Source organism: Myxococcus faecalis, assembly GCF_050039385.1.
GTDB classification, from domain to species: Bacteria; Myxococcota; Myxococcia; order Myxococcales; family Myxococcaceae; genus Myxococcus; species Myxococcus fulvus.
In genome coordinates, this window is sequence record NZ_CP144336.1 from 7,773,160 (window position 1) to 7,796,384 (window position 23,225).

The 23,225-nt window shown below is 69.9% G+C and carries 20 protein-coding genes; 2 read left to right on the top strand and 18 right to left on the bottom strand.

Annotated features, from left to right (window positions below; genetic code table 11):
• The first annotated feature begins 5 nt into the window (after positions 1-5).
• Positions 6-1,142 carry an MbnH family di-heme enzyme gene (locus VZQ01_RS31355; protein ID WP_426745457.1) on the top strand — a complete coding sequence of 379 codons (1,137 nt, stop codon included), beginning with the start codon at positions 6-8 and terminating at the stop codon, positions 1,140-1,142.
• Between the two features lie 24 nt (positions 1,143-1,166).
• Here VZQ01_RS31355 and VZQ01_RS31360 read toward each other — a convergent pair whose 3' ends face one another.
• The 3 genes from VZQ01_RS31360 to VZQ01_RS31370 form a co-directional block, all read right to left on the bottom strand.
• On the bottom strand, positions 1,167-2,240 hold the full coding sequence (locus VZQ01_RS31360) for a cytochrome-c peroxidase (RefSeq protein ID WP_426745458.1): 1,074 nt from the start codon (positions 2,238-2,240) through the stop codon (positions 1,167-1,169).
• A complete protein-coding gene (locus tag VZQ01_RS31365; RefSeq protein ID WP_426745459.1) occupies positions 2,237-3,313 on the bottom strand; it encodes an MbnP family protein in 1,077 nt (358 codons plus the stop codon). Before VZQ01_RS31365 ends, VZQ01_RS31360 begins: the two co-directional genes overlap by 4 nt.
• A 163-nt stretch (positions 3,314-3,476) precedes the next feature.
• Positions 3,477-3,905, bottom strand: a complete 429-nt coding sequence (locus VZQ01_RS31370) for a FixH family protein (RefSeq protein ID WP_426745460.1) — start codon at positions 3,903-3,905, stop codon at positions 3,477-3,479.
• A gap of 211 nt (positions 3,906-4,116) precedes the next feature.
• Between VZQ01_RS31370 and VZQ01_RS31375 the strand changes: the two genes are divergently transcribed.
• Complete coding sequence (locus VZQ01_RS31375; protein ID WP_426745461.1) at positions 4,117-4,719, top strand: hypothetical protein; 603 nt, start codon at positions 4,117-4,119, stop codon at positions 4,717-4,719.
• 55 nt (positions 4,720-4,774) lie between these two features.
• Here the strand turns inward: VZQ01_RS31375 and VZQ01_RS31380 are convergent, their stop codons facing one another.
• From VZQ01_RS31380 to uvrA, 15 genes are all read right to left on the bottom strand, one after another.
• Complete coding sequence (locus VZQ01_RS31380) at positions 4,775-5,191, bottom strand: helix-turn-helix domain-containing protein (RefSeq protein WP_426745462.1); 417 nt, start codon at positions 5,189-5,191, stop codon at positions 4,775-4,777.
• A 19-nt stretch (positions 5,192-5,210) separates the two neighbouring features.
• Positions 5,211-5,630, bottom strand: coding sequence for a hypothetical protein (locus tag VZQ01_RS31385; protein ID WP_426745463.1), 420 nt, complete (start codon positions 5,628-5,630; stop codon positions 5,211-5,213).
• Positions 5,631-5,640: 10 nt separating this feature from the next.
• Positions 5,641-6,852: a hypothetical protein gene (locus VZQ01_RS31390; RefSeq protein WP_426745464.1), complete on the bottom strand. Its 1,212-nt coding sequence runs from the start codon at positions 6,850-6,852 to the stop codon at positions 5,641-5,643.
• Positions 6,849-7,475 (bottom strand): c-type cytochrome, encoded by a 627-nt coding sequence (locus tag VZQ01_RS31395; RefSeq protein WP_426745465.1) that lies wholly within the window; start codon positions 7,473-7,475, stop codon positions 6,849-6,851. Before VZQ01_RS31395 ends, VZQ01_RS31390 begins: the two co-directional genes overlap by 4 nt.
• Positions 7,472-8,005, bottom strand: a complete 534-nt coding sequence (locus VZQ01_RS31400; protein ID WP_426745466.1) for a DUF3341 domain-containing protein — start codon at positions 8,003-8,005, stop codon at positions 7,472-7,474. Before VZQ01_RS31400 ends, VZQ01_RS31395 begins: the two co-directional genes overlap by 4 nt.
• Entirely contained in the window at positions 7,998-9,434 is a 1,437-nt protein-coding gene (nrfD, locus tag VZQ01_RS31405) for an NrfD/PsrC family molybdoenzyme membrane anchor subunit (RefSeq protein WP_426745467.1), read from the bottom strand. The genes VZQ01_RS31400 and nrfD overlap by 8 nt, the downstream gene beginning before the upstream one ends.
• A complete protein-coding gene (locus VZQ01_RS31410; protein WP_426745468.1) occupies positions 9,431-12,490 on the bottom strand; it encodes a TAT-variant-translocated molybdopterin oxidoreductase in 3,060 nt (1,019 codons plus the stop codon). The genes nrfD and VZQ01_RS31410 overlap by 4 nt, the downstream gene beginning before the upstream one ends.
• Complete coding sequence (locus VZQ01_RS31415) at positions 12,487-13,149, bottom strand: cytochrome c3 family protein (protein ID WP_426745470.1); 663 nt, start codon at positions 13,147-13,149, stop codon at positions 12,487-12,489. The genes VZQ01_RS31410 and VZQ01_RS31415 overlap by 4 nt, the downstream gene beginning before the upstream one ends.
• A gap of 57 nt (positions 13,150-13,206) precedes the next feature.
• Positions 13,207-14,520, bottom strand: coding sequence for a c-type cytochrome (locus VZQ01_RS31420; RefSeq protein WP_426745471.1), 1,314 nt, complete (start codon positions 14,518-14,520; stop codon positions 13,207-13,209).
• Between the two features lie 34 nt (positions 14,521-14,554).
• Positions 14,555-16,015, bottom strand: a complete 1,461-nt coding sequence (locus VZQ01_RS31425; protein ID WP_426745472.1) for a c-type cytochrome — start codon at positions 16,013-16,015, stop codon at positions 14,555-14,557.
• Between the two features lie 106 nt (positions 16,016-16,121).
• On the bottom strand, positions 16,122-16,775 hold the full coding sequence (locus tag VZQ01_RS31430) for a hypothetical protein (protein ID WP_426745473.1): 654 nt from the start codon (positions 16,773-16,775) through the stop codon (positions 16,122-16,124).
• 14 nt (positions 16,776-16,789) lie between these two features.
• Complete coding sequence (locus VZQ01_RS31435) at positions 16,790-17,362, bottom strand: response regulator transcription factor (protein ID WP_426745474.1); 573 nt, start codon at positions 17,360-17,362, stop codon at positions 16,790-16,792.
• A complete protein-coding gene (locus tag VZQ01_RS31440) occupies positions 17,359-18,732 on the bottom strand; it encodes an ATP-binding protein (protein ID WP_426745475.1) in 1,374 nt (457 codons plus the stop codon). Before VZQ01_RS31440 ends, VZQ01_RS31435 begins: the two co-directional genes overlap by 4 nt.
• A 412-nt stretch (positions 18,733-19,144) precedes the next feature.
• Entirely contained in the window at positions 19,145-20,041 is an 897-nt protein-coding gene (locus VZQ01_RS31445; protein ID WP_426745476.1) for a glycoside hydrolase family protein, read from the bottom strand.
• A gap of 38 nt (positions 20,042-20,079) precedes the next feature.
• Complete coding sequence (gene uvrA / locus VZQ01_RS31450) at positions 20,080-22,623, bottom strand: excinuclease ABC subunit UvrA (protein ID WP_426745477.1); 2,544 nt, start codon at positions 22,621-22,623, stop codon at positions 20,080-20,082.
• Between the last annotated feature and the right edge of the window lie 602 nt (positions 22,624-23,225).

Genomic DNA, 23,225 nt, shown 5'->3' on the forward strand with positions numbered 1-23,225 from the left:
GCGGCATGATGCGACGGACCGCTGGATTCGCGGGAGTGTTCGCGGTGATGTGGTTGGGCACCGGGTGTGGCGAGGAGGCTCGCGGAGCCGCGCCCTATGACTGGCGGTTGCCGGCGGGATTCCCCACGCCCCGGGTGCCCGCGGACAACCCCATGACGGAGGTGAAGGTGGCGCTGGGGCGGCGCCTCTTCTACGACGTCCGACTGTCCCAGAATGGCACCCAGTCCTGTGGCTCCTGCCATGAGCAGGCGCGGGCCTTCACGGACGGTCGCGTGTCTCCCGTGGGCAGCACCGGACAGGTCCATCGCCGCAACGCGCAGGGGCTGGCCAACATCGTCTACGCCACCAGCCTCACCTGGGCCAACCCCGCGCTCACCTCACTGGAATCCCAGGCGCTGGTGCCTTTGTTCGGGACGGAGCCGGTGGAGCTCGGCTTCGCCGACCGCGAGCAGGAGCTCATCGAGCGGCTGCGCTCGGACGCGGCCTTGGAAGCGGAGTTCCGGCGGGCCTTCCCGGACGAGCAGACCCCCGTGTCGCTGGCCACGCTGATACGGGCGCTGGCCGCGTTCCAGCGGTCCATCATCTCGGGGAGCTCGCCGTATGATCGCTTCGTGTACGGCAAGCAGGTGGACGCCATGACGCGACAGCAGAAGCGAGGCCTGGAGCTGTTCCTGTCGGAGAGGATGGAGTGCGACCACTGTCACTCCGGCTTCAACTTCCAGGACGCGACCGTGCACGAGTCGACCGTGGAGCCCATCCTGCCGTTCCACAACACGGGGCTCTACAACGAGGACGGCAGGGGCACGTACCCGGCGGCGGACCAGGGGGCCATCGAGCTGACGGGGCGCCCCGAGGACATGGGCCGCTTCCGCGCCCCCTCCCTGCGCAACGTGAGCGTCACCGCGCCCTACATGCATGACGGCAGCATGGCCACGTTGTCGGAGGTTCTGGACCACTACGCGGCGGGCGGGCATGCGCGCCTGCGCAATGGCGGTGAGGCCAGCCCGCTCCAGAGTGGCTTCGTGCGGGGCTTCACGCTGACGGCGGAGGAGAAGCAGGACGTCCTGGCGTTCCTCGAGTCGCTCACCGACACGGACTTCCTGACGGACCCGCGCTTCTCGGACCCGTTCTCCGCGCCCTGACGCTCCGACTGACGCCCGCCTCCCTCAGGGGGGCGGCGCGAGCTCCGCGGCGGAGAGGAACGCTTCATCCGTCAGCGTGTGGAGGAAGGCGACGATGGCGGCCTTGTCCGCGTCGTCCAGGGGCAGGCCGGGCCGCTGCCCCACCCGCTGGAACGCGGCGTCGAGCGTGGTGGAGACCACCATTCCACCGCGGTAGTGCTCCAGGACGGCCTCCAGGGTCGCCAGTCGTCCATCATGCATGTAGGGCGCGGTGATGGCGATGTTGCGCAGGGTGGGCGTCTTGAAGTGCCCCTCGTCCTCGGGGCGCTGGGACACGCGAGCCCGGCCCCGTGTCTCCGCCTCGTCCTCGCCGAAGGCCTCGTCCGTATCCAGCCCGTTGTTGTGGTAGGCGTTGTCCGTGAAGAGCTCCGAGGCGTGGCAGGGAGCGCAGTGGCGCTGCACCAGCTCCAGGCCCTGGAGCTCCTGGTCGCTCAGGCGCGCACCCGGCTCACCCCTGCGCCACTGGTCATAGCGGGAGTCCGCGGACACGAGGGTTCGTTGGAACTGGGCCAGCGAGCGCAGCAGGTTGCTCAGGCTGAGGCCTCCGGTACCGAAGGCGGCCTCGAAGCGCTCGACGACCTCTGGCTGCTCCTCCAGCCGCGCCATCATGAGCGGCAACTGTACGTTGCCCATCTCGTCCGGGTGCGTGAGCGGCGCCAGGGACAGCGACTCCAGGTTCTTGGAGCCCCCATCCCAGAACAACCCGTCCATCCAGGCCAGGTTGATGAGCGCCGGGGCGTGCCGCACCAAGGGGCGCCCGCTGACGCCGCGCCGGGTGAGGGCCGCGTCGTCCGCGAAGGCCCGCCCCTGCTCGTGGCAGGTGGCGCAGGAGACCTGGCCGTTGGAGGACAGCCGCGGCGAATGGAACAGCCACCGCCCCAGGGCGACGCCCTCGGGGGTGAGCGGGTTGTCCGGGCGGGAGGGGATGGAGGTCATCCCCACCGGGAGGTGTCGCGGGAAGGGCCCTTCCTCGACGGGCGAGGAAGGGCTCTGGCCACACGCGCCCAGCAGCAGGGCCAGCAACGGCGCGGCCAGGCTCCGGGGCGCGGCGGGGGTCATCGGTTCGGGTTCTCGACCGACACCACGGAGAACATGCTCGCGTAGTTGTCGGACAGCGTGGCGCTCGCGCCGGCCTGGGTGGCGCCGATGCTGGGCGTGGTGCCCGGGTTGAGCGAGGTGAGCAGCTTCGCCACGTCGGCCTTCAGGTTCACCGCCAGGCGCTTCTGGGAGTTGACGGTCACGGCCGAGGCGAACGGGAGCTCGACGGTGCGGTAGTTGGCGTTGGTGCCGGTGTCCCAGGTGAAGTTGTTCTGCGTGCCGGAGGCCGGCTTGAAGGTGCCGTGCGCCTTGGTGAAGATGTAGCTGGTGAACCACATCCAGCTCACGGACGTCATGTTCTTCAGGAGGTGCAGCTCACCGGCGTGACGGCTCAGGTCGTCGTTGTACGTGGGGTCCACGCCGATGGAGAAGCGGATGCCGGTATAGTGACCGGCCGGCACCGCGCGGGCCAGGATGCTCTCTCGACGGTTGGCGGGCAGTGACACCGGATCCACCGTGCCCTCCACCCCCTGCGAGTTGATGACCTCCATGAGGTGGTAGCTGTCGGTCAGGGCCGTGGTGGAGCCGTCCTGCTTGAGCAGCGTGACGTTGGAGAGCCAGTAGCGGACCTGGGAGAAGCTGACGGAGTCGCCGCCGGCCGTGGTGTACGTCTCGCCCAGGGCGAGCGGCGAGGCGCCGAACACGAAGGCGGCGTTCAGCTCCAGGCTGCCGTCGGTCGCGGCCAGCTTGGCGCGCAGGGTCTCGAGCTCCGAGCGCGCGGCGTTGAGCTGGTTGTAGACGCCCTCCCAGTCCTGGGAGGCCAGCAGCGCACGGGCCTCGGTGAGCTGGGCGGAGATGTCCGCGAGCTGCGCGGCCATGGCCTGGTTCTGCGCCTGGGTCGCGCTGGAGTCCTGCGCCTGCTGCGCGAGCTGCGCCTTGAGCTGGGTGATCTCCGCCTCGAGCACGCCGACCTGCTGCTCCAACTGGCGGCGCTGGTTCTCGGCCTCCTGGACCTGCGCGTCGGTGGGGCCGTCATCACCGCAGGCCGGCAGCGCCAGCAGGGCGAACGTGGTGAGGGCGAGCGCCCTGCCCATGGCAGGGAATAGGAAACGGAGGGTGGGCATTTTCATGGCACGACAATCTGCCCGGGCGGGAGTGCGTTGGGACTGTGGCGTTTTGCCGCGCGGCAACTTGCCGCCTGCTGTCCAGCCCCCTCGTGCTGGCCGGGCGTCACCGCTGGGCCACCCCGCACGGAGCTCAACGTCCCAGCTTGAGCGTCACCTTCGCCGTGTCCTGGGTGGGGCCCTCGAGCGTGAATCGCAGCTCCCAGGTCCCAGGCATGAACAGGTCCAGGTCCGTCACCTCGAACAGGCCTTCTCCCTGGGGGGTGACGCGGGGCGTCTCGGAGATGCCATGCCCCATGCTCGGCATCCAGGGCTCCACGTGCAACGTGCCCTTCGACATCGGCTTGCCCGTGGCGGAATCCGTCACGCGCACCGTGAAGCGCTGGGGCCCACGCTTCAGCTTGTCCGATGAGGCGAGCACCTTGATGTGCCATCTGCCAGACACGCTCTGCGTGGTTCCCACGGTGGCCTCGGTGGCCACGGCCTCCGCCGGCTGAGCGGGGGGCAAAGTCGCCTGCGCGGGCGCGGCCTGCAACAGCGCCCACATCACCAGTTCCTTCATGTCGTCTCCCAGACGCTGGAGTCACCAGGGTCGCGCGTCACGCTATCGGCAAAGGATGGCGGGTCCGTGTGGCAAGTTGTCACAGGTGTCCCTCCGCGCGTGGCTTGGAGGCTGCGACAATTCACCGCGTGAGCCGTGGTTTCACCTGGGCCAAGGTCCGAGGATGGATGGCCGCACCGAACCGTCCGCGCCACGCCCGACGGCACGCGCGATGCTGGTCTTGCTGACGCTGTTGGAGGGACTGGGCGTCACCCTCTTCGTGCTCGGTTGTGGCGCGATTCTCTGCGTGGTGGGGGGCACGCTCCTGGACAGGTGGCGCGGTGAGCACGTGGCCACGCAGCTCCCGCTGCCACCCGTCTACGGGCGGCTGCCAGCCTTCTCCTTGCCCGATGAGCAGGGGGTCCCCTTCGAGGATGCGCACCTGCATGGCCGCATCACCCTGGTCCAGTTCTCCAGCGGCGCGAGCCCACGCCCCGCGGTCGAGTTCACCCCCGTGCTCCAGGTCCAGACCTCGCTGGCCAACGTGGGGGTCGGCGCGCAGGTCGTCCTGGTGGTGAACGACCCGGTGCCCCAGTCCTCCGAGGGCGCGCTCCCGAGGGGGTGGCGTCGTGTCTGGGGCGGCGCCGCGCTGGAGTCCGCGGCGCGCGCCCTGGGGCGGGCCCACCTGCCCGCGGACGCGGGGCGGCTGCTCGTCCTGGTCGACCCCGCGGGCGCGGTGCGAGGTATCTACGCGTCCTCCGCCGATGCGCCGGAGACCGCCCGAAAGGTCGAGGAGGACGCCCGCTGCCTGCGGACCTGTGGACCCTTTCGCTGAGTGATGCCTCGCTCCTCGGCTCGGGGCCTTGCGCCGGGGAAGGGCCCGGTGCCGCTCAGAGCTCGGCCGCTGGCGCGTGGAGGGCGTGCTTCCACGCGTCCGCGGGGCGCGCGGCGGGCCGGCGCCCACGAGAAAAGCCCAGCCGCACCAGGGCGCGCTGCATCGTCGCGATGCTGACCGCCTCGTCGAATTGCCTGGCGTAGGCGACGGTCAGCTCCTGGGACGTCCAGTCCGGGTGCTGCTCCACCAGGCGCTGGACCCGCTCCAGCTTCGCGTCCGAGATGAGGGGAGGGCGGCCCCCGCCATGCGGGCGGGGCGCCACCGAGCCGGTCTGCCGGTAGTCGCGGATGAGCCGCTTCACCGTCGCGCTCCCTACCTGGAACTGACGGGCGATGGTGTCCAGGGGCACCTGCCTGGCGCGCCAGGCATCCACGATGCGTTGTCTGAGGTCGATGGAGATGGGAGCTGACATGCGCGTGAGGAGAAGGGGGTCACTTCGTCGGCGCGACTTCGGGGGGCGGAGGCGCCACGGGCCCTCGGGCAGGCAGCGGCCCGAGCCGTCCTCGCTCCAGCACCCGCTCCATGGCCCGCTCGATGGGCACCTGGACGACGCCCGCTTTCGCGTCGAGCCACCGGTACCGGCCCAGCGCCTCCGCCTCCTCGGCGCGCAGCTGGGCCAGCGCCGGCGTGGGGGCGCTGCGCAGGCGCTGTTGCTCGGCGTCCATGGACCAGGAGATGACCTGGACCACCACCACCAGCACGACGATGGCGCCTCCCGCGGCGAGCATCAGCGGCCTCCCCGCGGTGCCGCGGCCGGCGTCGGGGCCCCCCGCTCGTCCGGCGTGCCAGGGCGCTCCCGCGGTGGTCTCCACGACGGGGCCGGGCAGCTCCACTCCAGAATGGGTCGTCATCGAGTGCTCCTCACGGCTGGTCCAGCGCCGCGGCCTCCGCAAGCCGCGGGTCGCGCAGGGGGTAGAGGGGGTCCTTCGTCGCCCGCCAGGCCAGCCAGGCGCACAGCACGCCCACCGGGCCCATCAGCCCGGCGGCGTCAATCCAGGTGAAGCGGGCTCCCTCCCGGTCGAGGGTCGGCATCACCAGCCAGTACAGGTCGATGTAGTGGCCCACGAGCACCACCACCGCGCCCAGCGACAGGCCCCACCACAGCTTCTTCATCGTGCGCGAAATCAGCAGGACGAAGGGGAGGGCGAAGTGCAGCAGCACCAGCGCCATGGACACGTCCCGCCAGCTCCCCACCGCACGCTCGCGGAAGAAGAGGGTCTCCTCCGGGATGTTCGCGTACCAGATGAGGAAGTACTGGCTGAAGCCGATATAGGCCCAGAACACCGTGAAGCCGAAGAGCAGCTTGCCCACGTCGTAGCGGTGCTGCTCGTTGCTGACGCGGCGGATGAGCCCGCTGCGGTGAAGGGCCACCGTCATCAAGGCGAGCACCGCGATGCCGCTCACCGTGCTGCCCGCGAAGACGTAGGCGCCGAACATCGTCGAGTACCACTTGGGGTTCAGGCTCATCAGCCAGTCGACGCCGGAGAACGTCAGGCTCAGCCCGAAGAGGACCGTGGCGGGGGCGCTGGCGCGCTGCAGCGTCAGGGTCAGCGCCGGGTCGCCGGAAACGTCCTGCTGCAGGCTGCGGCTGCGGAAGAACCACGACAGCCCTGTCCAGATGGCGAAGTAGACGGCGGCGCGGAGGAAGAACGCCGGCGCGTTCAGGTACGCGGCCTTCTGGGCCACCAGGGAGTCCGTCGCCGCCTCCGGCCCCATCCACGCGGAGTAGAGGTGCCCCGACATCGCCGCGATGGGAGCGAACAACACCAGCAGCAGCGGCAGCACGCCCGCCAGCCACTCCATCTGCCGGCGCGGCCCCACGGACCAGCCCGCCTTCACCAGGTGCTGGATGATGACGAAGAACAGCCCGCCGAGTCCCATCGTCAACACGAACTCGAAGCCGACCAGGTACGAGAAGGCGAAGCGCCGTGCATCCGCCACCCACGCCACGGCGCACGCCGCCAGCCCGAGCGCCGCCAGCCCGAACCCCGCCGCCCGCAGTCGCGCGCGGGCGCCATCGCCCACCCGCTCCGCGTCCACCCACTCCACTTCCCCCAAGGGCACTGTCCTCATGGCTTCCTTCCTCCTTGCTTGAGCTGCGCCCTCGCCGCGACCGGGACGTCCTCCTCCCGGCTGTTGCGGGCCTGCTCCAGGACGCGGACCCAGGCGACGATGGCCCACCGGTCCTCTACCCCGAGCTGCGTCGCGTACGCGGGCATGTTCCGGATGCCGTGGGTGATGACGTTGAACAGCTCCCCGTCCGGCAGCGCGCTGACGCGCGCGTCCGTCAGGTCCGGCGGGCTGGGATAGCCGCGCTGCACGGCCATGCCGCGCCCGCGTCCGGTGGCGTCATGGCAAGGCGTGCAGTGGATGTCGAAGCGCTCCCGCCCCCGCGCGAGCAGGGCCCGGTCCAGCGTGACGGGCGCCACCTGCACGTACCCCTCCCCGTCGCGCCCCGTCTCGAGGGGCGTCCCCCGGGGCAGCTCACCCCGGGCCACCGTGCCCTCCACGGGCGGGCGCATGGCTCGGCCATCCTCGAAGAAGGCGCTCTCGCCCTCGGGCTTGTACCGGGGCTGGAACTCCATGTGGGGAACCAGGTGGAAGATGACCGGCGACTCGGCGCTCTCCTGTCCCCGGCAGGCGCCCAGCGCGGCGGCGCTCACGCCGAGCGGGACGAGCCAGCGTGCGTGTCTCATGGGAGGACCTCCTTCAGGTCCTGGACGCCGTGGCGCTCCAGGAGCGCCCGCGTCTGGTCGGGATGGAAGCGCGGGTCCGCCGTCTCCACGCAGATGAAGAAGAGGTCATCGGTGGCGCGGCCGAACTCGGGGTGCTGCATGACGGGGTCGAAGAACCGCGGCAGGCGACACAGGGCCCAGAGGCCGAAGAACGTGCCGAAGGCAGCCAGCAGGATGGTCAGCTCGAAGGTGACGGGCACGGCGAACTCCAGGGCGAAGAAGGGCTTGCCCCCGATGACGAGCGGGTAGTCCACCGCGCTCGTCCACCACTGGAGCGCCAGGCCCCCGCCGCCGCCCAGCAGCCCCATCACCAGCACGATGAAGGGCAGCCGGCTCTGCGCGACGCCCATCGCCTTCTCCAGCCCGTGGACGGGGAACGGCGTGTGAGCGTCGAAGCGCGTGTAGCCGCCGTCCCGCAGGGCCGCGCAGGCGAGGAACAGCTCCGAGGGCGTCCGGCAGTACCCCACCACGGCATGGGCGCGCTCAGCCATGGGCGGGCTCCGCGTCGCGCGTCGCTACCGGTCCGCTGGCGTGGGCGCCATGCGCGCCCTCCTCGTGCCCGGGGTGCGGATGGGCGGCCGGCATGACGCCCTTGACCTCGGAGATGGCAATCATTGGCAGGTACCGCAAGAACAGCAGGAACAGCGTGAAGAACAGTCCGAACGTGCCCACGAAGAACGAGACATCCCAGACGGATGGCCGGAAGTAGCTCCACGACGACGGGAGGAAGTCATTGGCGAGGCTGGTCACGATGATGACGAACCGCTCGAACCACATACCCACGTTGACCAGCACGCAGATGGCGAACATCGCCGGGACGCTGGTGCGTATCTTCTTGAACCAGAACAACTGGGGGATGAGGACGTTGCACGTAATCATCGTCCAGTAGGCCCAGGAGTAGGCGCCGAACGCCCGGTTGACGAACGTGAACTTCTCGTAGGGGTTTCCGGAGTACCAGGCGATGAAGAACTCCATCCCATACGCGTACCCGACGAGGGTCCCCGTCGCCATGATGATCTTGTTCATGTTCTCCAGGTGGCGCAGCGTCAGCAGGTGCTCCAGCCCGAAGGCCTTTCGCGCCAGGACCATCAGCGTCACCACCATGGCGAACCCGCTGAAGATGGCGCCCGCGACGAAGTAGGGCGGGAAGATGGTCGTGTGCCAGCCCGGTACGACGGAGACCGCGAAGTCGAAGCTGACGATGGTGTGCACCGACAGCACCAGCGGTGTCGACAGGCCCGCCAGCAGCAGGTACGCGCGCTCGTAGTGGACCCAGTGGCGGGCGGAGCCGCGCCACCCCAGCGCGAGCACGCCGTACACGAAGTACCTCACCTTCGACGTCGCGCGGTCCCTCAGCGTCGCCAGGTCCGGCACCAGGCCCATGAACCAGAACAGCAGGGACACCGTGCCGTAGGTGGAGACGGCGAACACGTCCCAGAGCAGCGGACTGCGGAAGTTCGGCCAGACGTCCATCTGGTTGGGCAGCGGGAACATCCAATGGGCGGCGAGCCAGGGGCGTCCCGTGTGGAACAGCGGGTAGAGCAGCGCCGCCATCACCGCGAAGAGGGTCATCGCCTCCGCGGCCCGGTTGACGCTGGTGCGCCACTTCTGACGGAAGAGGAACAGGATGGCGGAGATGAGCGTGCCGGCGTGGCCGATGCCAATCCAGAACACGAAGCCGGTGATGTCCCACGCCCAGCCGACCGTGGTGTTCAGGCCCCAGATGCCCGTGCCCTCGTACACGAGCCGCCCCAGCGAGCCCGCGAGGATGAGCACGACGCTCAGGGCCACGCCGAGCAGCACCGCCCAGGTGCGCGACGTCTTCTTCTCGATGATGTTCGCCACGTCCTGGGTGACGCTCTGAAACGACGCGTCTCCCAGGACGAGCGGGGCGCGGACGCCCGGATGCTCTGCGCTCATGCCTGCTCCAGTGCGGGGTTCGGGTTGCGGATGCGGGCCAGGTAGGACAGCCGCGGGCGCACGTTGAGCTCCTCGAGCATCCGGTAGTTCCGGGCATCGCTGGCGCGCAGGCTCACCTGGCTCTTGGCGTCATTGAGGTCGCCGAAGGTGATGGCTTGCGTCGGACAGCCCTGCTGACACGCGGTCTGGATGCGCCCGTCGGCGACCTTGTCCTTGCCCGCCTTGTGCGCCTCCACCTTGGCGTGGTTGATGCGCTGCACGCAGAAGGTGCACTTCTCCATCACGCCCCGCCCGCGGACCGTCACGTCCGGGTTGAGCTGCATGCGCGTCTTCTCCGACAGGTTCGACTGGTAGTGCAGGAAGTTGAAGCGCCGGACCTTGTACGGACAGTTGTTGGCGCAGTACCGCGTGCCGATGCACCGGTTGTAGACCATGTCGTTGAGGCCCTCGGGGCTGTGCACGGTGGCCCCCACCGGGCAGACGGCCTCGCAGGGGGCCGTCTCGCAGTGGTGGCAGGTCACCGGCTGCATCGCGACGGAGCGCGGCGCGTCCGCGTCGTCACCCTCGAAGTAGCGGTCGATGCGCAGCCAGTGCATCTCGCGCGAGTTCGCCACGCCCTCGCGGCCGACGAGCGGGATGTTGTTCTCCGCCTGGCAGCTCGTGATGCAGGCCCCGCAGCCCACGCAGGCCGTCAGGTCGATGACCATGCCCCATTTCTGTTCGCGGTACGCGTGGTTGGCGTAGATGCTCTCCAGGTCGTGGACCTCGGCCATCGCGTCGACGAAGTGGGGCTTGTGCTTCAACGTCTCGAGCGTCCCCTCCCGCACGAGCGGGCGCCCCTCCATGGCGTGGTGCTCCTGCGTCAGCGCGACGGCGCGACGGCCGGCGGCTCGCGTGAGCTTGACCCGCACGACGCCCGCGCCCGTCGGGGAGCGCAGGGGGTAGGTGTCCACGCCCGAGCCGCTCCCCACCTTGCCCACCACCCGCCGGCCCTGGCCGAACGTCAGGTGCAGGGTCCCCAACGCCTGTCCGGGGGCGAGCAGGGCGGGCACCTGCACGGCGTGTCCCGCGGAGTCCAGCGTGAGCAGGTCCCCGTCCTTCACGCCGAGCCGCGCCGCGTCGCCAGGCGCGATGCGCGCGACGTTGTCCCAGGTGGACTTGGTCATCGGCTCGGGCGTCTCCTGCAGCCATCCGTTGTTCGCCGTGGCGCCATCCCAGGCATGGAAGTCCGGCTGGAGGTCGACCTCGAAGGTACCGTCCTCCGGGGCCGGGGGCGCCCAGGCCGCCACCGCCGCGGCCAGCGCGTCGCCGGTGGGGGTCACGGGCTCGGGCGGCAGCGCGGAGCCCGCCAGCAGGCCGTCATGCAGCGCCTGCCGCCAGCCCTGTTCCGCGTCGGCGCCCAGCAGCGCCTCCCAGGTCGCGCGGACGAAGTCGTGCGCCGTGGTGGCGCGCCCCTGGAAGGCCTCCAGGACCTCGCAGTGCGTCCTGCCTCCATGGAGCGGCGCGATGAGCGGCTGGACGACGGAGGCCGTGCCGTCCGAGGCCCGCAGGTCGCCCCAGGACTCCAGCGGGTGGGCGCCGTTGATGTGCAGCGTGCTCCGGGCCGCCGTCTCGTCCCGGTCCAGCCCCACGTGGATGCGCTGGGGCACGGCGAGGAACGCCGCCTCCAGGCCGATGGACGGCGGCGCGTGGAAGAGCGGATTGCCTCCCAACACGAGCAGCGTCCGCGTCTTCCCTTTGCGCAGCAACCGCGCCAGCGCGCCCAGGCCGCGGCCATCCGTCGTCCTCGGGGTGAAGGGCGTGACGTAGTCGACGGTCTGCCCCACCGCGCCGAGGGCGTGGTTGAGCAGGTGCGTGACGGCGTGGACGACGGCGGGCTGGTGAGGCCCGGCGATGAGCACCGCGCGCCCGCGATGCGCCGCCAGGTCCTTGGCGAGCTCCTGGACCCACGGCCGCTTGCCGAAGTCCGCCATCCCGATGGGCGCCACCGCGGCGCGCACCGCCGCGGGCACCGCCACCCCCAACTGCGCGAGCTCCCGGGCCAGCGCGAAGACGAAGGCGCCCACCTGGGACGGTCGGAGCGCCAGCCGGTGGTCGGCCGTCGCCGCCGTGGTGTTCAGCGACGCGCCCACCACGTAGAGGCGGTTCATCCGCAGCGCGGACAGGTCCGTGTGGGCCTGCTGTTCGCCGTGCCCGTGCGCTTCGCCGCCGTGGCCCTTCTTCTCCGCGTGGACGTCCAGCCTGCGGCCCGCCATGAAGTCGCGGGCCTGTCGGATGGGGCTGTAGTCCCGCCCGAAGAGGTCCGCGTCCAGCGCGACCACCCGCTCGGCCCGGTCGAGCCGCAGCACGGGCTCCAGCGGGCGGCCGAACGCCAGGGCCAGGCCCTCGCGGACCGCGTCGTAGCTCACCGGCGTGTACTGGAAGAGGGAGGCCTGGGGGTAGCGGGCCTGGAACGCGTCGAGCGCGCGGCGCAGGGAGGGGGAGCGGTGGTCCTCCACCAGCACCGCGACGGACGCGCCCTCGTCCGTGTCCGCGGCCGCTCCGGCCTGCTTCAGGGCCTGCGCGGCCTGCTCCCAGGTGGACTCCTGACCTTCCTGGAGCGGCGCGGGGCTTCGGTCCGGGTCGTAGAGCCCCAGCACGGCGGCCTGGAGCTGGGGCAGCGTGCCGCCCAGGCTCGCCGGGTGGTCGGGGTTGCCTTCGAGCTTGGTGGGCCGGTTCTCATGGCTCTCCACCAGGACGCCCACGGCCGTCCCGAAGGCGGGCAGCGTCGTCGCGAAGTAGCGGGGGATGCCCGGGATGACGTGCTCGGGCGCCTTCGCGTAGGGGAGGATCTTCTCCACGGGGCGGCGGCAGCCGGCGAGCCCGGCCAGCGCGGTGGTGGCGCCCATCAGATACAGGAACGACCTGCGGTCGACGCCGCCGAGCTCGGACGCGCCCGGGGGGAACTCGCGTGCCAACTGCTCCTCGAACTCCGGACGCTGGAGCCGCTCGTCTTCGCTGCGCCAGTAGTGCTTCCCGGGGGAGGCGTCGAGGACCGGCAAGGGAAATCGCTTCATCGATGGCACCCCGAGCAGTGGGTCGGCGGGTTGGCGTTGCGGCCGGTCAGCAGGCTCACCGCGCCCCGCGGCCCATGGGCCGCCACGGCGTCGGGCCGCCAGGTCATCTGGGTGAGCGTCCCGGGCTTGCGGATGGCCGTGCCGGGGTCCCGGTGACAGTCCAGGCACCAGCTCATGCTCAGCGGCTGGTCCTGCCGCACACGGTCCATCTGGTCGATGCGGCCGTGGCACGTCGAGCAGCCGACGCCGGCGCTCAGGTGCGCGCCATGGTCGAAGAAGACGTAGTCAGGCAGGTTGTGGACGCGTACCCAGGGGATGGGCTGTCCCGTCTGGGCGCTCTCTTGGACCGGCAGCAGCTTGACGCTGTCCGTCTTCACCTTCGCGTGGCAGTTCATGCAGACCTGGGTGGGCGGGACGGCCGCGAAGGCCGACTGCTCAACGGTGAAGTGGCAGTAGCGGCAGTCCATCCCCAGCTCCCCCGCGTGCAGCTTGTGGCTGAAGTCGACGGGTTGGACGGGGGCGTAGCCCACCTGTGTGTGTTTGTTGGTGCCGTAATACCAGACACCCGCCGCGCTGGCGGTCACCAGGGGCCCCATCACTCCGAACACGAGGATGGGGAGGACCCGGTTGGCCGAGCGCGGAAAGAGAAAGCGAGCCATGGGGCTTGGACCTCGGGGGTTACCGTGGGGCATCAATCGACAGCGGGGCTGGGCGCGTCACGGGCTGGCCGCCGCGCCCGCCTCGAGCATGTAGTCGGCGATCTGCCCGAGCCGCTGATCTCCCAGTGAGGCGAAGGGCGGCATCTGGGGGGCGTCCGGCCGCTTCTTGCCCGGCGCGCGCGCCCAGGTGACGATGCCCTGGGGGTTGTCCGCGTAGAGCCGGGCGATCTCCGTGAGCGACGGGCCCACGAGCTGACGGTCCACGCTGTGGCAGGCGGCGCACGTGGTCTGGAAGAGCTCCTGCCCCTGGCTCACGCCGCTGGCCTCGCGCTGGCGCCCGGTGCGCAGGTCGTGCGCCGCCTGGGCGGAGTCGTCCACCCATTGCCGCGTCACGGCCTGCATCTGCGCGCGGTGCTCCTTGAGCGCCACGCTGCGGTACAGGTGGCGGCCCACCACCATGCAGAGCACGGTCAGCGACAGGTACCCGACGATGAACGGCAGCCGCCGGCCATGCGGCTCCGCCACGGACAGCTCCCGCCACATCATCCAGACGGCGGGGATGGCCAGCGTGGCCCCCACCAGGAGGGTGGTGAGCACGGAGGTGTGGAAGCCCTTCGAGGGGAGCGTGAAGAGCACCAGCGGTCCCACCACGAACTGGGCCAGGGAGACGACGAACGCGACCGAATAGAATGTCCGCCGCAGCGAGGGGCGCGACATCCGCTCGAAGGTCGTCTCGACGGGGAAGCTCGCCCGGCCGAAGTACCAGACTCCGAACAGGCTCGTGAGGATGAGCGACGCGCACAGGAAGTGGAAGTAGCGGGGGAAGACGTTGGGCAGCGCGAGCGCGCCGAGCAAGCCGCGCACCCCCGTCCAGTGCTCGGGGAACATCATCAGGTTGACGTTCGCGAGGAACACCAGCGGGATGCCCAGGAACAGCGCCACCGCGATGCCCATGATGGAGATGTGCACGCCCTTCTGCGCGGCCAGCCGATCCCAGGTGTACTTGTGCAGATACAGCAGGAGGAACGTCGCCGCGATGACGGGCACCAGGAGGATCCACGCGGTGCCGGTGAGCGCGTTCGCTGTGTAGAAGTGGATGGTGTACAGCACGTTGATGAGCAGCAGCGGCGCGACGCCCAGCACCACCGCCAGGCTCTTGTTCACCGTCACCGTCGTCGCGAGCGCGCGCGCCAGCGCGTCGTAGTCCTTGTCGCGCAGGCCGCGCAGCTGGAAGCCGAACACGAGGATGGAGCCGCCCACCATCAGGTTCACGAAGAGGATGTGCGCGAGGAACGCGACGACGAGCAGGACCTCCAGCAACGTCTGGTTCGCTGGCAGCGGGAGGGGGATGTCTCGGGGAATCGGGGTCATGGTCTGAAGGGTCCTTGGCGTCTGGAGGGGCGCGTCACCGCTCGGTCGCCAGCAGCCCACCCTCTTGCCGGGTGGGGCGCGGGGGCGCCGTCACTCCCGTGACCTGGGCACCTTCGATGATGTCTCGACGCGTCTGGAGGCTCACGAGCCACGCGGCCAGCGCCTGCTTCTCCCGCTCATTGCCGGGAAAGGGCGGCATGAACGGCCGGACGTTGTGCATCGCGCCGATGTAGTTGGCGATGTCCTCGCGGTCCCAGGACTCCGCGTACCCGGAAGGGTCGCGGTTGCTGTACATGCCGTCCAGGATTTCGCGGATGCCATTGACGCCGTCGACGGTGTGGCAGCGCGTGCAGGCCAGGTTGAAGACCTCGCGACCGGCCTCCAGTTCGTTGTCGCTCGTGATGGCGCGCACCGGCGTATACGTGGCATGTGCCAGCAGACCGTCGCGCTGGAGCAGGGGGTAGTCCTCCTCGCGCAAGCCGTTGGAGTACAGGTAGCCCGCGATGGCATACGGCTTGCGGACGAACTCACGCACGCGCTCGAAGGTTCCGATGAGGACGATGGAGAGCAGGGCGGGGACCACGTAGGCCCACCGCTGGAGGCCCTGGGGGCGAAGCGTCCCCCACAGCATCACCAACGCAATCACCCCGGACACGCCGCCGAGCACCCACAGCGCAGACTGGGCCCAGCCCTCCAGCGCCTGCGTGAGCAGCGCCACGGGGAGGTTGCCGCGCATCGACGAGGGGACGACCCGGGCATACCACCAGCCGCCCGCGATGCAGGGCAGCGTCCAGAACAACGTCCACGCGGACACCACCCGGACCGCCTGGGCGCGGAAGGCCGAGGCCTTCGGCGTCGCCCACAGGAGCACCACCAGCCCGAAGCCGCCCGCCATGAGCAGGGCCAGGGGCGTGCGGAAGGCGAGCTGCGGGAGGTACATCGGGTTGAACATGCCGCTGAACAGCGTGCGGTCGCTGCGCCAGGAGCCCGGGTCCATCATGAAGCCGAGGATGGAGACGATGAGCGCCATGGTGACCCACGACGCGACGGACAGCGCCGTGCCCAGCTTGACGTGGGCCTGCTTGCGCGCGCCGGTCCACTTCTTCCACGTCAGGTAGTACGCCAGGATGAGGATGACCTCGGTGACGAACACCAGCCATTCGGTGAACCAGGTCCAGAAGAAGACGCGGATGAGGCTCCCGATGGCATACGGATTCACCAGCGACGCGGACAGCCAGATGCCCACACCCGTGAGCGCGCCCACCGTCGTGGTGATGATGAAGAAGCACGACAGGATGCGGTAGGCCAGGGCGTCCCAGGCGGCGTCACCTGTCGCCACGGCCTTTCGCTCGAGGTACGCCACGAGCGGGATGCCCCCCACCGCCATCCCATGGTTGATGACCACGTGCAGCACCGCGATGAGCGCGATGAGCATGCGGTTGTTGAGGAAGTCGAGGTGGAACACGGGCAGGTCCATGCCCACCGTTTGAATCAAATCAGGCGTTGTTTCAGCGTGGCCAAGCGTCGCGTGACACTTCGCCGCACGGCCGCGGTGCCGTGGAAGGGGCAGGCCTTACCGGCGTGCCCCTTCCTGGCAGGTGTCAGGCGGGTACGCGGATGAAGTCGACGTACTCGCCGTGAGTCAGACAGTGGCCGTGGACGCGGAGCCACTCTCCGGGCCGCGCGTCGGCCGGGAGCGCGACCAGGTAGATGGTGTTCTCCCCACGGTCCTGGGCGGGGTCCGAGCCTTCCAGCGCGGCGTAGCGCCCGCTGTCGCTGGCCTGGGCGAGCGGCCAGTCCGAGTACCGCGACTCCACCTCCTGGGTCTGCTCCTCGGTGGCGCGGCGCAGGCGGATCCAGTCGTACCAGTGCCCGGTGGGCAGCTCGGGGCTCGCGGCGGCGTTCGGGTGGCGGGCGTACCCGCGCGACGGATCACCCCACATCAGCGCGAGCATGCCGGATGGCGTCTGCTCGAAGCGGGGCACGTAGGGCAGGTGCTTGCCCAGGTGCTGGGTAATGCCGTCAGGGGCGTTGATCTTCCGCATGTAGCCGGTGGGGATGGCGCCCGCCGCGCCTCGCCGCTGGTTGAAGTCCACCGCGTCCCAGTCCTCCGGTCGGGCCTGGGGCAGCCCGTCGGTGGCCCCGAGGCCGGGCGGGGCGCGGACGCAGCCGACCGTGGAGGGGACCATCAGGGCGAGCCCCACCAGTCCGGTCTGTTGCAGGAAGGCACGTCTGGATTCACGACGGGTCTGCATGCTGCACGCTCCTCTCAGCGCGGCCCTGGCCGCTTGCTCAGCTTTCGTTGCAACGAACGGCGGTGAAGACCCAGCAACTCCGCCGCCTGGGTGATGTTGCCGTCACACTCCGTGAGAACCCGGTCGATGTGCTCCCATTCCACGCGGTCCAGCGAGGGAATCAGGGTGGGCGGCGGCTCGATGGCGGGCGCGCCGTCATGGTTGAAGGCGGCGATGATTTCGTCGAGGTCGGCGGGCTTGGTGAGGTAGTTGACGGCGCCGGAGCGGACCGCGTCGAGCGCGGTCGCGATGCTGCCGTACCCGGTCAACACCACGATGCGAGTGGTCGAGTCCATCGCGTGGAGCTTGCGCACGACATGCAGGCCGGACATGCGAGGCATGCGCAGGTCGACGATGGCGTACTCCGGTGTCTCCCGCTCGGCCAGACGGAGGGCCTCGTCTCCGGAGGCGGCGCCCGTCGCCTGGAAGCCGCGCTCGTGCAGCGCGCGCACCAGGCGCTCTCGGAACGTATCTTCATCGTCGACCACGAGGATCGTGCGCCGCTCGACGTCCGGGACCTGGCCGTCGCGAATGGGAATGCTCGTCATGTCTCACACCGAAGCGCGTCACGCGCCAGACAGAGTTCCACCTCCAGGCCGCCACCCGACCGCTCGTGGAACACGAGATGGCCTCCCGTCCGCTCCGCGAATGCACGGGCCAGGTAGACGCCCAGCCCCAGCCCGCCCTGGTCCACCTTGGATGTGACGAAGGGCTCGCCCAGTCGCGCGCGGACCTCCGGCGTCAGCCCGGGCCCTCGGTCGAGCACCCGGAAGCAGAGCCGTTCCCCCGCCTCGATGTGCAGCTCGACCACCGCCTCGCCGTGGAGGTCTTCCTGGGCGTCGAAGGCGTTGCGGATCAGGTTGTGCAACATCTGTGTCAACGTCTTCATTGGCGCAACGATGGCCGCGCCGGGGCTGGCCGAGTCGCGATAGACGATGCGCAGGAGCGTCGTGCGCCAGGCTGGCATCCACCGCAGCAACTCATCCACGACCTGTGCTGGCGTCATGCGCACCGGCATCTCCCCCACGGATTCCCCCGCCCGGGCGGAGAGGTCCGCGAGGATGGCGCGACAGCGCGCCACCTCGCGGCACACGAGCTCGGCGTCCGCGACGAGCGGGGCACTGGTGGGTATGCGTTGGAGTCCGGCGGACAGCTCCTTCGCCGCGAGGACGATGGTCGCCAGCGGTGAGCCCAGCTCATGTGCGGCGTTGGCCGAGAAGCTGGAGAGGGTCGCAAGGCGCTCGTTCTGGGCCGCCAGGTTCGCCACCTCCGCCAGGCGCCGGTCCCGGTCGCGAATGGCCCGGGAGACACGCCCGACGAAGTGGGCGACGAAGATGGCCGAGAGCACATAGGCGAGCCACATGCCCAGCAGATGCGTCGACCAGGGGTTGTGCTCGGGATGCGGCAGATGCCCCATGGGGAGCAAGAAGAGGCTGGCATAGCCCACGACCGTGAAGGCGACCATGGCCCAGGTCAGGCGCGGCCCGAGCAGCAGCGCAGCCAGCGCGACGTGCACGATGAAGAACGCAGTGAAGGGGTTGCTGCTGCCGCCCGTGCTCGCCAGCATGACGGTCAGGACCACCACGTCGACCGTGAGGACCAGCGGCAGGCGCCAGGTGTACAGCCCGGGCTGCCCCCAGAGCGCGAGCGCGGCATTGCTCGCGGCCGTGAACCCGACGAGCCCATAGAGCAATCCGTAGGGCAGGTCTACTTGCGCGACGAGCGTCACGAACGACAACACGAGCAACTGCCCACTCACCGCCCCCCAGCGCAGCCTCAGCAGCCACTCGAGTCCGAGCTGTTGGTCGGTCTCCGCCCCTGACGTGCCAGGGTGCTTGCGCTCGGTTCGGAGGGGGGGGCTTGGTGTCGACTGCGGAGTGACGGAGAGCGGTCGGCTGGAGGAATTGATGGCCTGCATCGTGTTGCTCGCCTCGCGCTCCTTGCGTGTGGTGTGTTCAAGCGACCGGGCGGCGGAGGCGACGTGGGCCCTGGGTGTCTTCAGGCTGTCTGGACTTTCCCGAGCGCTGCCTGGGGCTGTTCTGGAGGCGATGTGATTCCAGGGGGGTGAGCTGGGTGTTGTTTGTGTTGCGGTTGAAAATCGTGCGCGATGCTATCGGACATGGGTCTCTGAATGATGTGGCAAGTTGCCACATGCGGACCGCGAGCCGAGCGCCTTTACCTTGTCGCGACGATTTGCCGCGGTGCGCATGGCTTTACAAGGAGGCAACACGATGCGTCTCCCGTTTCTCATGCGTGAGGCGCCATGATGACGAAGTCCTTCGTGCTCCACGCGACCGTGACGACGGCCCTGTCTCCAGGGCCGAGGCGGCTCACTGCACGGGCAGCGAGAGGTAGTGCTGGCCCAGTTCGTTGAGCACGCCGTTGGGGCCCAGCAGGCTCGCGAAGCACGGGTCGTTGGTCCACCGGCCCGTGAACCAGGCGTAGCGGAACACGTCCGCGCGCCGCTCGCACACGGCGACCATCTCCGTCATCTGCGCCTTCTGCTTCGCCACGGAGTCGATCTGCGCGCCGTCCCGCTGCTGGTGGCAGTTGGCGAACTCGGTGACCCAGAACGGCTTGCCGTACTTCGTCAGCCGGTTGAGCTGCCCGTCGAGCCCGTAGTCGTACCAGTGGAACGCCAGGTAATCGATGCGCGGCTCCCGGTTGCCGTTCTCCGCGCGATACGCGGCGTAGAAGGCATCCAGCCAGACCACCGGGTCCGAGTAGCCGGCGAGCGTCCCCCAGTTCATCCCCGGGCCCACCAGCTTCACGCCGGTGTTGGCGGCGACGCTCTCGTAGCGGGGCCACAGCCGGGCGGCGGCCTGCGGCGACATGTTGGCCTGGTCCGTCAGGTTGGGCTCGTTGAGCAGCAGCAGGTATTGGATGTGGGGATTGGCGCGCAGCATCTGCTCGATGCGCGCGGCGTCGAAGTTCCCGTTCCACAGCATGGGGATGAAGTCCATCCCGTAGCGGGTGCGGAAGTCGGTGGGCACGTTGGCGTGCGGCTGGGGGCTCCAGTTGTACCACCAGCTCACGCCCGGGGAGACGGCGGCCAGGTCCTCGGGCGTGGCCAGGTCGAAGGCGAGGCCGCGCTTGACGCTCTTGGTGAGCGGCTGCGTTCCCGCGTCCGTCTCCGTGGAGGGCCGGCCCGGCTTGATGGGGTCGGCCGGGTCGCAGCCTGGCAGCAGGACGAACGCGATGCAGATCGGCGCGAGCCAGCGTCTCATGAACCGTCACCTCCGCCCGTCAGGGCGCTTGGGGACGGTCATCCTAGTGTGAGGAACGGCGCCGTGCGGCTCGTCGATGACCGGGCGAGCTTCGCGGGAGGGCCCGCCGCGACGATGCTCCCACCTTCGTCTCCCGCCCCCGGCCCCATGTCGATGACCCAGTCGCTGGCGGAGACGACACGCATGTCGTGCTCCACCAGGATGACGGTGTTGCCCGCGTCGACCAGCCCTTCGAGCTGCGTCATCAGCTTGTCCACGTCCGCCGCGTGCAGGCCCGTGGTGGGCTCGTCCAGGACGTAGAGCGTGTGGCCCCGCTGTGGCCGCTGCAGCTCGGTGGCCAGCTTGATGCGCTGGGCCTCGCCGCCGGACAGCTCCGTGGCCGGCTGACCCAGGCGCAGGTACCCCAGGCCCACCTCGCGCAGCACGCCGAGCGCGCGGGCCACGTGGGGCTCCTCGGTGAAGAAGGCGTGCGCGGCGTCCACCGTCATGCCCAGCACCTCGGCGATGTTCTTGCCGCGGTAGCGGATCTCCAGCGTCTTCGCGTTGTAGCGGGCACCGTGGCAGGTGGGGCAGGGCGCATAGACGCTGGGGAGGAACAACAGCTCCACGCTCACGAAGCCCTCGCCCTCGCACGTCTCGCAGCGGCCCTTGGCCACGTTGAAGGAGAAGCGGCCCGCGTCGTACTTGCGCGAGCGCGCGGTGGGCGTGGCGGCGAAGAGCTTGCGCACGTGGTCGAACAGGCCTGTGTACGTCGCCAGGTTGGAGCGCGGCGTGCGGCCGATGGGCTTCTGGTCCACGCGCACCATTCGGTGCAGCCCCTCCATCCCCTCGACGATGCGGCCGCCCGTGGTCTTCACCTCGGAGCGCTCCAGGGGCTCGCCCTCCTCGTCCTCCTCGGGCGGCGCGTGGCCCAGGTGCGTGGCGACCAGCTCCACCAGCACCTGGCTCACCAGGCTCGACTTGCCGGAGCCGGAGATGCCCGTCACGGTGGTGAAGACACCCAGCGGGAAGTCGGCGTCCAGCCCGTGCAGGTTGTTGCGCGACACGTCCTTCAACCGCAGCCAGCCCTGGGGCTCGCGGGGCGCGTGCGTGCGCGCGGTCTGCTCGCCGAAGAGGTAGCGCCGCGTCTGGGAGCCCTCCACCCGCTGGAGACCGTCGAGCGGACCGCTGTAGAGGATTTCGCCGCCCTTCTCGCCGGCGGCGGGGCCCACGTCCACCACCCAGTCCGCGTGACGGATGACGTCCACCTCGTGCTCCACCACGAACAGCGAGTTGCCCGAGCCCTTCAGCGCATCGAGCGCGCGCAGCAGGGCCTGGGTGTCCGCCGGATGCAGGCCCGCGGAGGGCTCGTCGAGCACGTACACCACGCCGAACAGGTTGGAGCGCACCTGGGTGGCCAGCCGCAGTCGCTGGAGCTCTCCCGGCGAGAGCGTGGGTGTGGCGCGCTCCAGGGAGAGATAGCCCAGCCCCAGCTCCATCAGGACGTGCAGGCGCTCCACCAGGTCCTTCGCGATGCGCTCGGTGACGAGCGCCTTCTCCGGGTGCTCGCGGGTGAGCTTCTTCAAGCCCGGCGCGGTGCCGTCGACGAAGGGGCGCAGGAGTGTGTCGACGCGCTTGAGCGGCAGTCGGGACAGCTCGCCGTAGTCCAGGCCCGCGAAGGTGACGGAGAGGGACTCGGGACGCAGCCGCTTGCCGTGGCAGACGCGGCACTCGCCGCTCTCCATGTACTGGGACACGCGCTTCTTGATGAGCGGGCTCTGCGTCGTGGCGAAGGCCTGGAGCACGTAGCGCCGCGCGCTGCTGAAGGTCCCCATGTAGCTGGGGGGCGACTTGCGCTTGAGGGCCTGGCGCGTCTCGGCTGGCGTGAAGCCCGCGTAGACGGGGACGGTGGGCTGCTCGTCCGTGAAGAGAATCCAGTCGCGGTCCTTCTTGGGGAGCTCGCGCCAGGGGCGGTCCACGTCGTAGCCGAGCGTCACCAGGATGTCGCGCAGGTTCTGTCCGTGCCACGCGGGAGGCCAGCCGGCGATGGCCCGCTCGCGGATGGTGAGCGAGTCGTCGGGGACGAGCGAGCGCTCGGTGACTTCGTACACGCGGCCCAGGCCGTGGCAGTTCGGACAGGCGCCCGCGGGCGTGTTGGAGGAGAACGCGTCCGAGTCCAGGTGGGGCTGGCCCGGCGGGTACGTGCCGGCGCGCGAGTACAGGAGGCGCAGGGAGTTTGACAGCGTCGTCACGCTGCCCACGGACGAGCGCGTCGTCGGCGCGCCCCGGTGTTGCTGGAGGGCCACCGCGGGCGGGAGGCCCTCGATGGCGTCCACCTCCGGGATGCCCGCCTGGTCGATGAGCCGGCGGGCGTACGGGGCCACGGACTCGAAGTAGCGTCGCTGGGCTTCCGCGTAGAGCGTGCCGAAGGCGAGCGAGGACTTGCCCGAGCCGGAGACGCCGGTGAAGACCACCAGGGCGTCGCGGGGCATCTCCACGTCCACGTTCTTGAGGTTGTGCTCCCGAGCACCTCGGACGCGGACGAAGCCTGTCGGGCGGTCGCTGGACGTGCCTGCATGGGAGGGACGGCGGGGTCGGCTCATGAAGTGGGCTCCTGCCGGGTGTCCTACCCAATCTGGTGTCGGGAGGGCGCAACGAACAGCGGGCGAGCGACGAAGCGTCGAGCGATGGACCCGAGCGCGCGGTGCATGAGGCCCCTGGCGACGGAGGGCCCCGCGAGGGAGTCGTCAGACGGGGAGGTCCAGTTCGGCCCTGCCGCGCGAGGCGCGAGCGCTGGTCCCGAGCTGTGGTGCGTGGGGCTCCCCGGAGACGAGCGGCCGCGCGAGGAAGTCGTCAGACGGAGGCGAAGACCCGATTGGTAGCTCGGAGCGAAGCACCTCGTGAAGTGCTGCTCGTGGGAACTCACTTCTGGGGGGCGGCTCGCCTTCCTGCCCTCTTTGGAGTTGCGAGACGTTTCTCCTGGAGTGTGGGTCGTTTCATTCGTGGGACGCGAGGGGGACCCAGGCCCGCTGAGAAAGAGCGAGTGGGCACGCCACGTTCGGCGGGCCGGAGCCTCCGTGGTAATTTCCGGAGGCGTGGGTTCCCTGTTCATCCTTCGTGCGCCAGGTGTGAATGGGCGAGGCCCTGGCTCCGTCGACTCGCGGCTTTGATGACAGGAGTGCTTGGAATGCATGGGGCTGACGCC

Excerpts from the sequence above, each read along its gene's own strand:
- VZQ01_RS31380 (WP_426745462.1), bottom strand. The coding sequence starts at position 5,191 with ATGTCAGCTCCCATCTCCATCGACCTCAGACAACGCATCGTGGATGCC.
- nrfD (WP_426745467.1), bottom strand. The coding sequence starts at position 9,434 with ATGAGCGCAGAGCATCCGGGCGTCCGCGCCCCGCTCGTCCTGGGAGAC.
- VZQ01_RS31430 (WP_426745473.1), bottom strand. The coding sequence starts at position 16,775 with ATGCAGACCCGTCGTGAATCCAGACGTGCCTTCCTGCAACAGACCGGA.
- VZQ01_RS31365 (WP_426745459.1), bottom strand. The coding sequence starts at position 3,313 with ATGGGCAGGGCGCTCGCCCTCACCACGTTCGCCCTGCTGGCGCTGCCG.
- VZQ01_RS31440 (WP_426745475.1), bottom strand. The coding sequence starts at position 18,732 with ATGCAGGCCATCAATTCCTCCAGCCGACCGCTCTCCGTCACTCCGCAG.
- uvrA (WP_426745477.1), bottom strand. The coding sequence starts at position 22,623 with ATGAGCCGACCCCGCCGTCCCTCCCATGCAGGCACGTCCAGCGACCGC.
- VZQ01_RS31390 (WP_426745464.1), bottom strand. The coding sequence starts at position 6,852 with ATGAGGACAGTGCCCTTGGGGGAAGTGGAGTGGGTGGACGCGGAGCGG.
- VZQ01_RS31395 (WP_426745465.1), bottom strand. The coding sequence starts at position 7,475 with ATGAGACACGCACGCTGGCTCGTCCCGCTCGGCGTGAGCGCCGCCGCG.
- VZQ01_RS31420 (WP_426745471.1), bottom strand. The coding sequence starts at position 14,520 with ATGACCCCGATTCCCCGAGACATCCCCCTCCCGCTGCCAGCGAACCAG.
- VZQ01_RS31415 (WP_426745470.1), bottom strand. The coding sequence starts at position 13,149 with ATGGCTCGCTTTCTCTTTCCGCGCTCGGCCAACCGGGTCCTCCCCATC.
- VZQ01_RS31445 (WP_426745476.1), bottom strand. The coding sequence starts at position 20,041 with ATGAGACGCTGGCTCGCGCCGATCTGCATCGCGTTCGTCCTGCTGCCA.
- VZQ01_RS31355 (WP_426745457.1), top strand. The coding sequence starts at position 6 with ATGATGCGACGGACCGCTGGATTCGCGGGAGTGTTCGCGGTGATGTGG.
- VZQ01_RS31435 (WP_426745474.1), bottom strand. The coding sequence starts at position 17,362 with ATGACGAGCATTCCCATTCGCGACGGCCAGGTCCCGGACGTCGAGCGG.
- VZQ01_RS31385 (WP_426745463.1), bottom strand. The coding sequence starts at position 5,630 with ATGACGACCCATTCTGGAGTGGAGCTGCCCGGCCCCGTCGTGGAGACC.
- VZQ01_RS31360 (WP_426745458.1), bottom strand. The coding sequence starts at position 2,240 with ATGACCCCCGCCGCGCCCCGGAGCCTGGCCGCGCCGTTGCTGGCCCTG.
- VZQ01_RS31375 (WP_426745461.1), top strand. The coding sequence starts at position 4,117 with ATGCTGGTCTTGCTGACGCTGTTGGAGGGACTGGGCGTCACCCTCTTC.
- VZQ01_RS31370 (WP_426745460.1), bottom strand. The coding sequence starts at position 3,905 with ATGAAGGAACTGGTGATGTGGGCGCTGTTGCAGGCCGCGCCCGCGCAG.
- VZQ01_RS31400 (WP_426745466.1), bottom strand. The coding sequence starts at position 8,005 with ATGGCTGAGCGCGCCCATGCCGTGGTGGGGTACTGCCGGACGCCCTCG.
- VZQ01_RS31410 (WP_426745468.1), bottom strand. The coding sequence starts at position 12,490 with ATGAAGCGATTTCCCTTGCCGGTCCTCGACGCCTCCCCCGGGAAGCAC.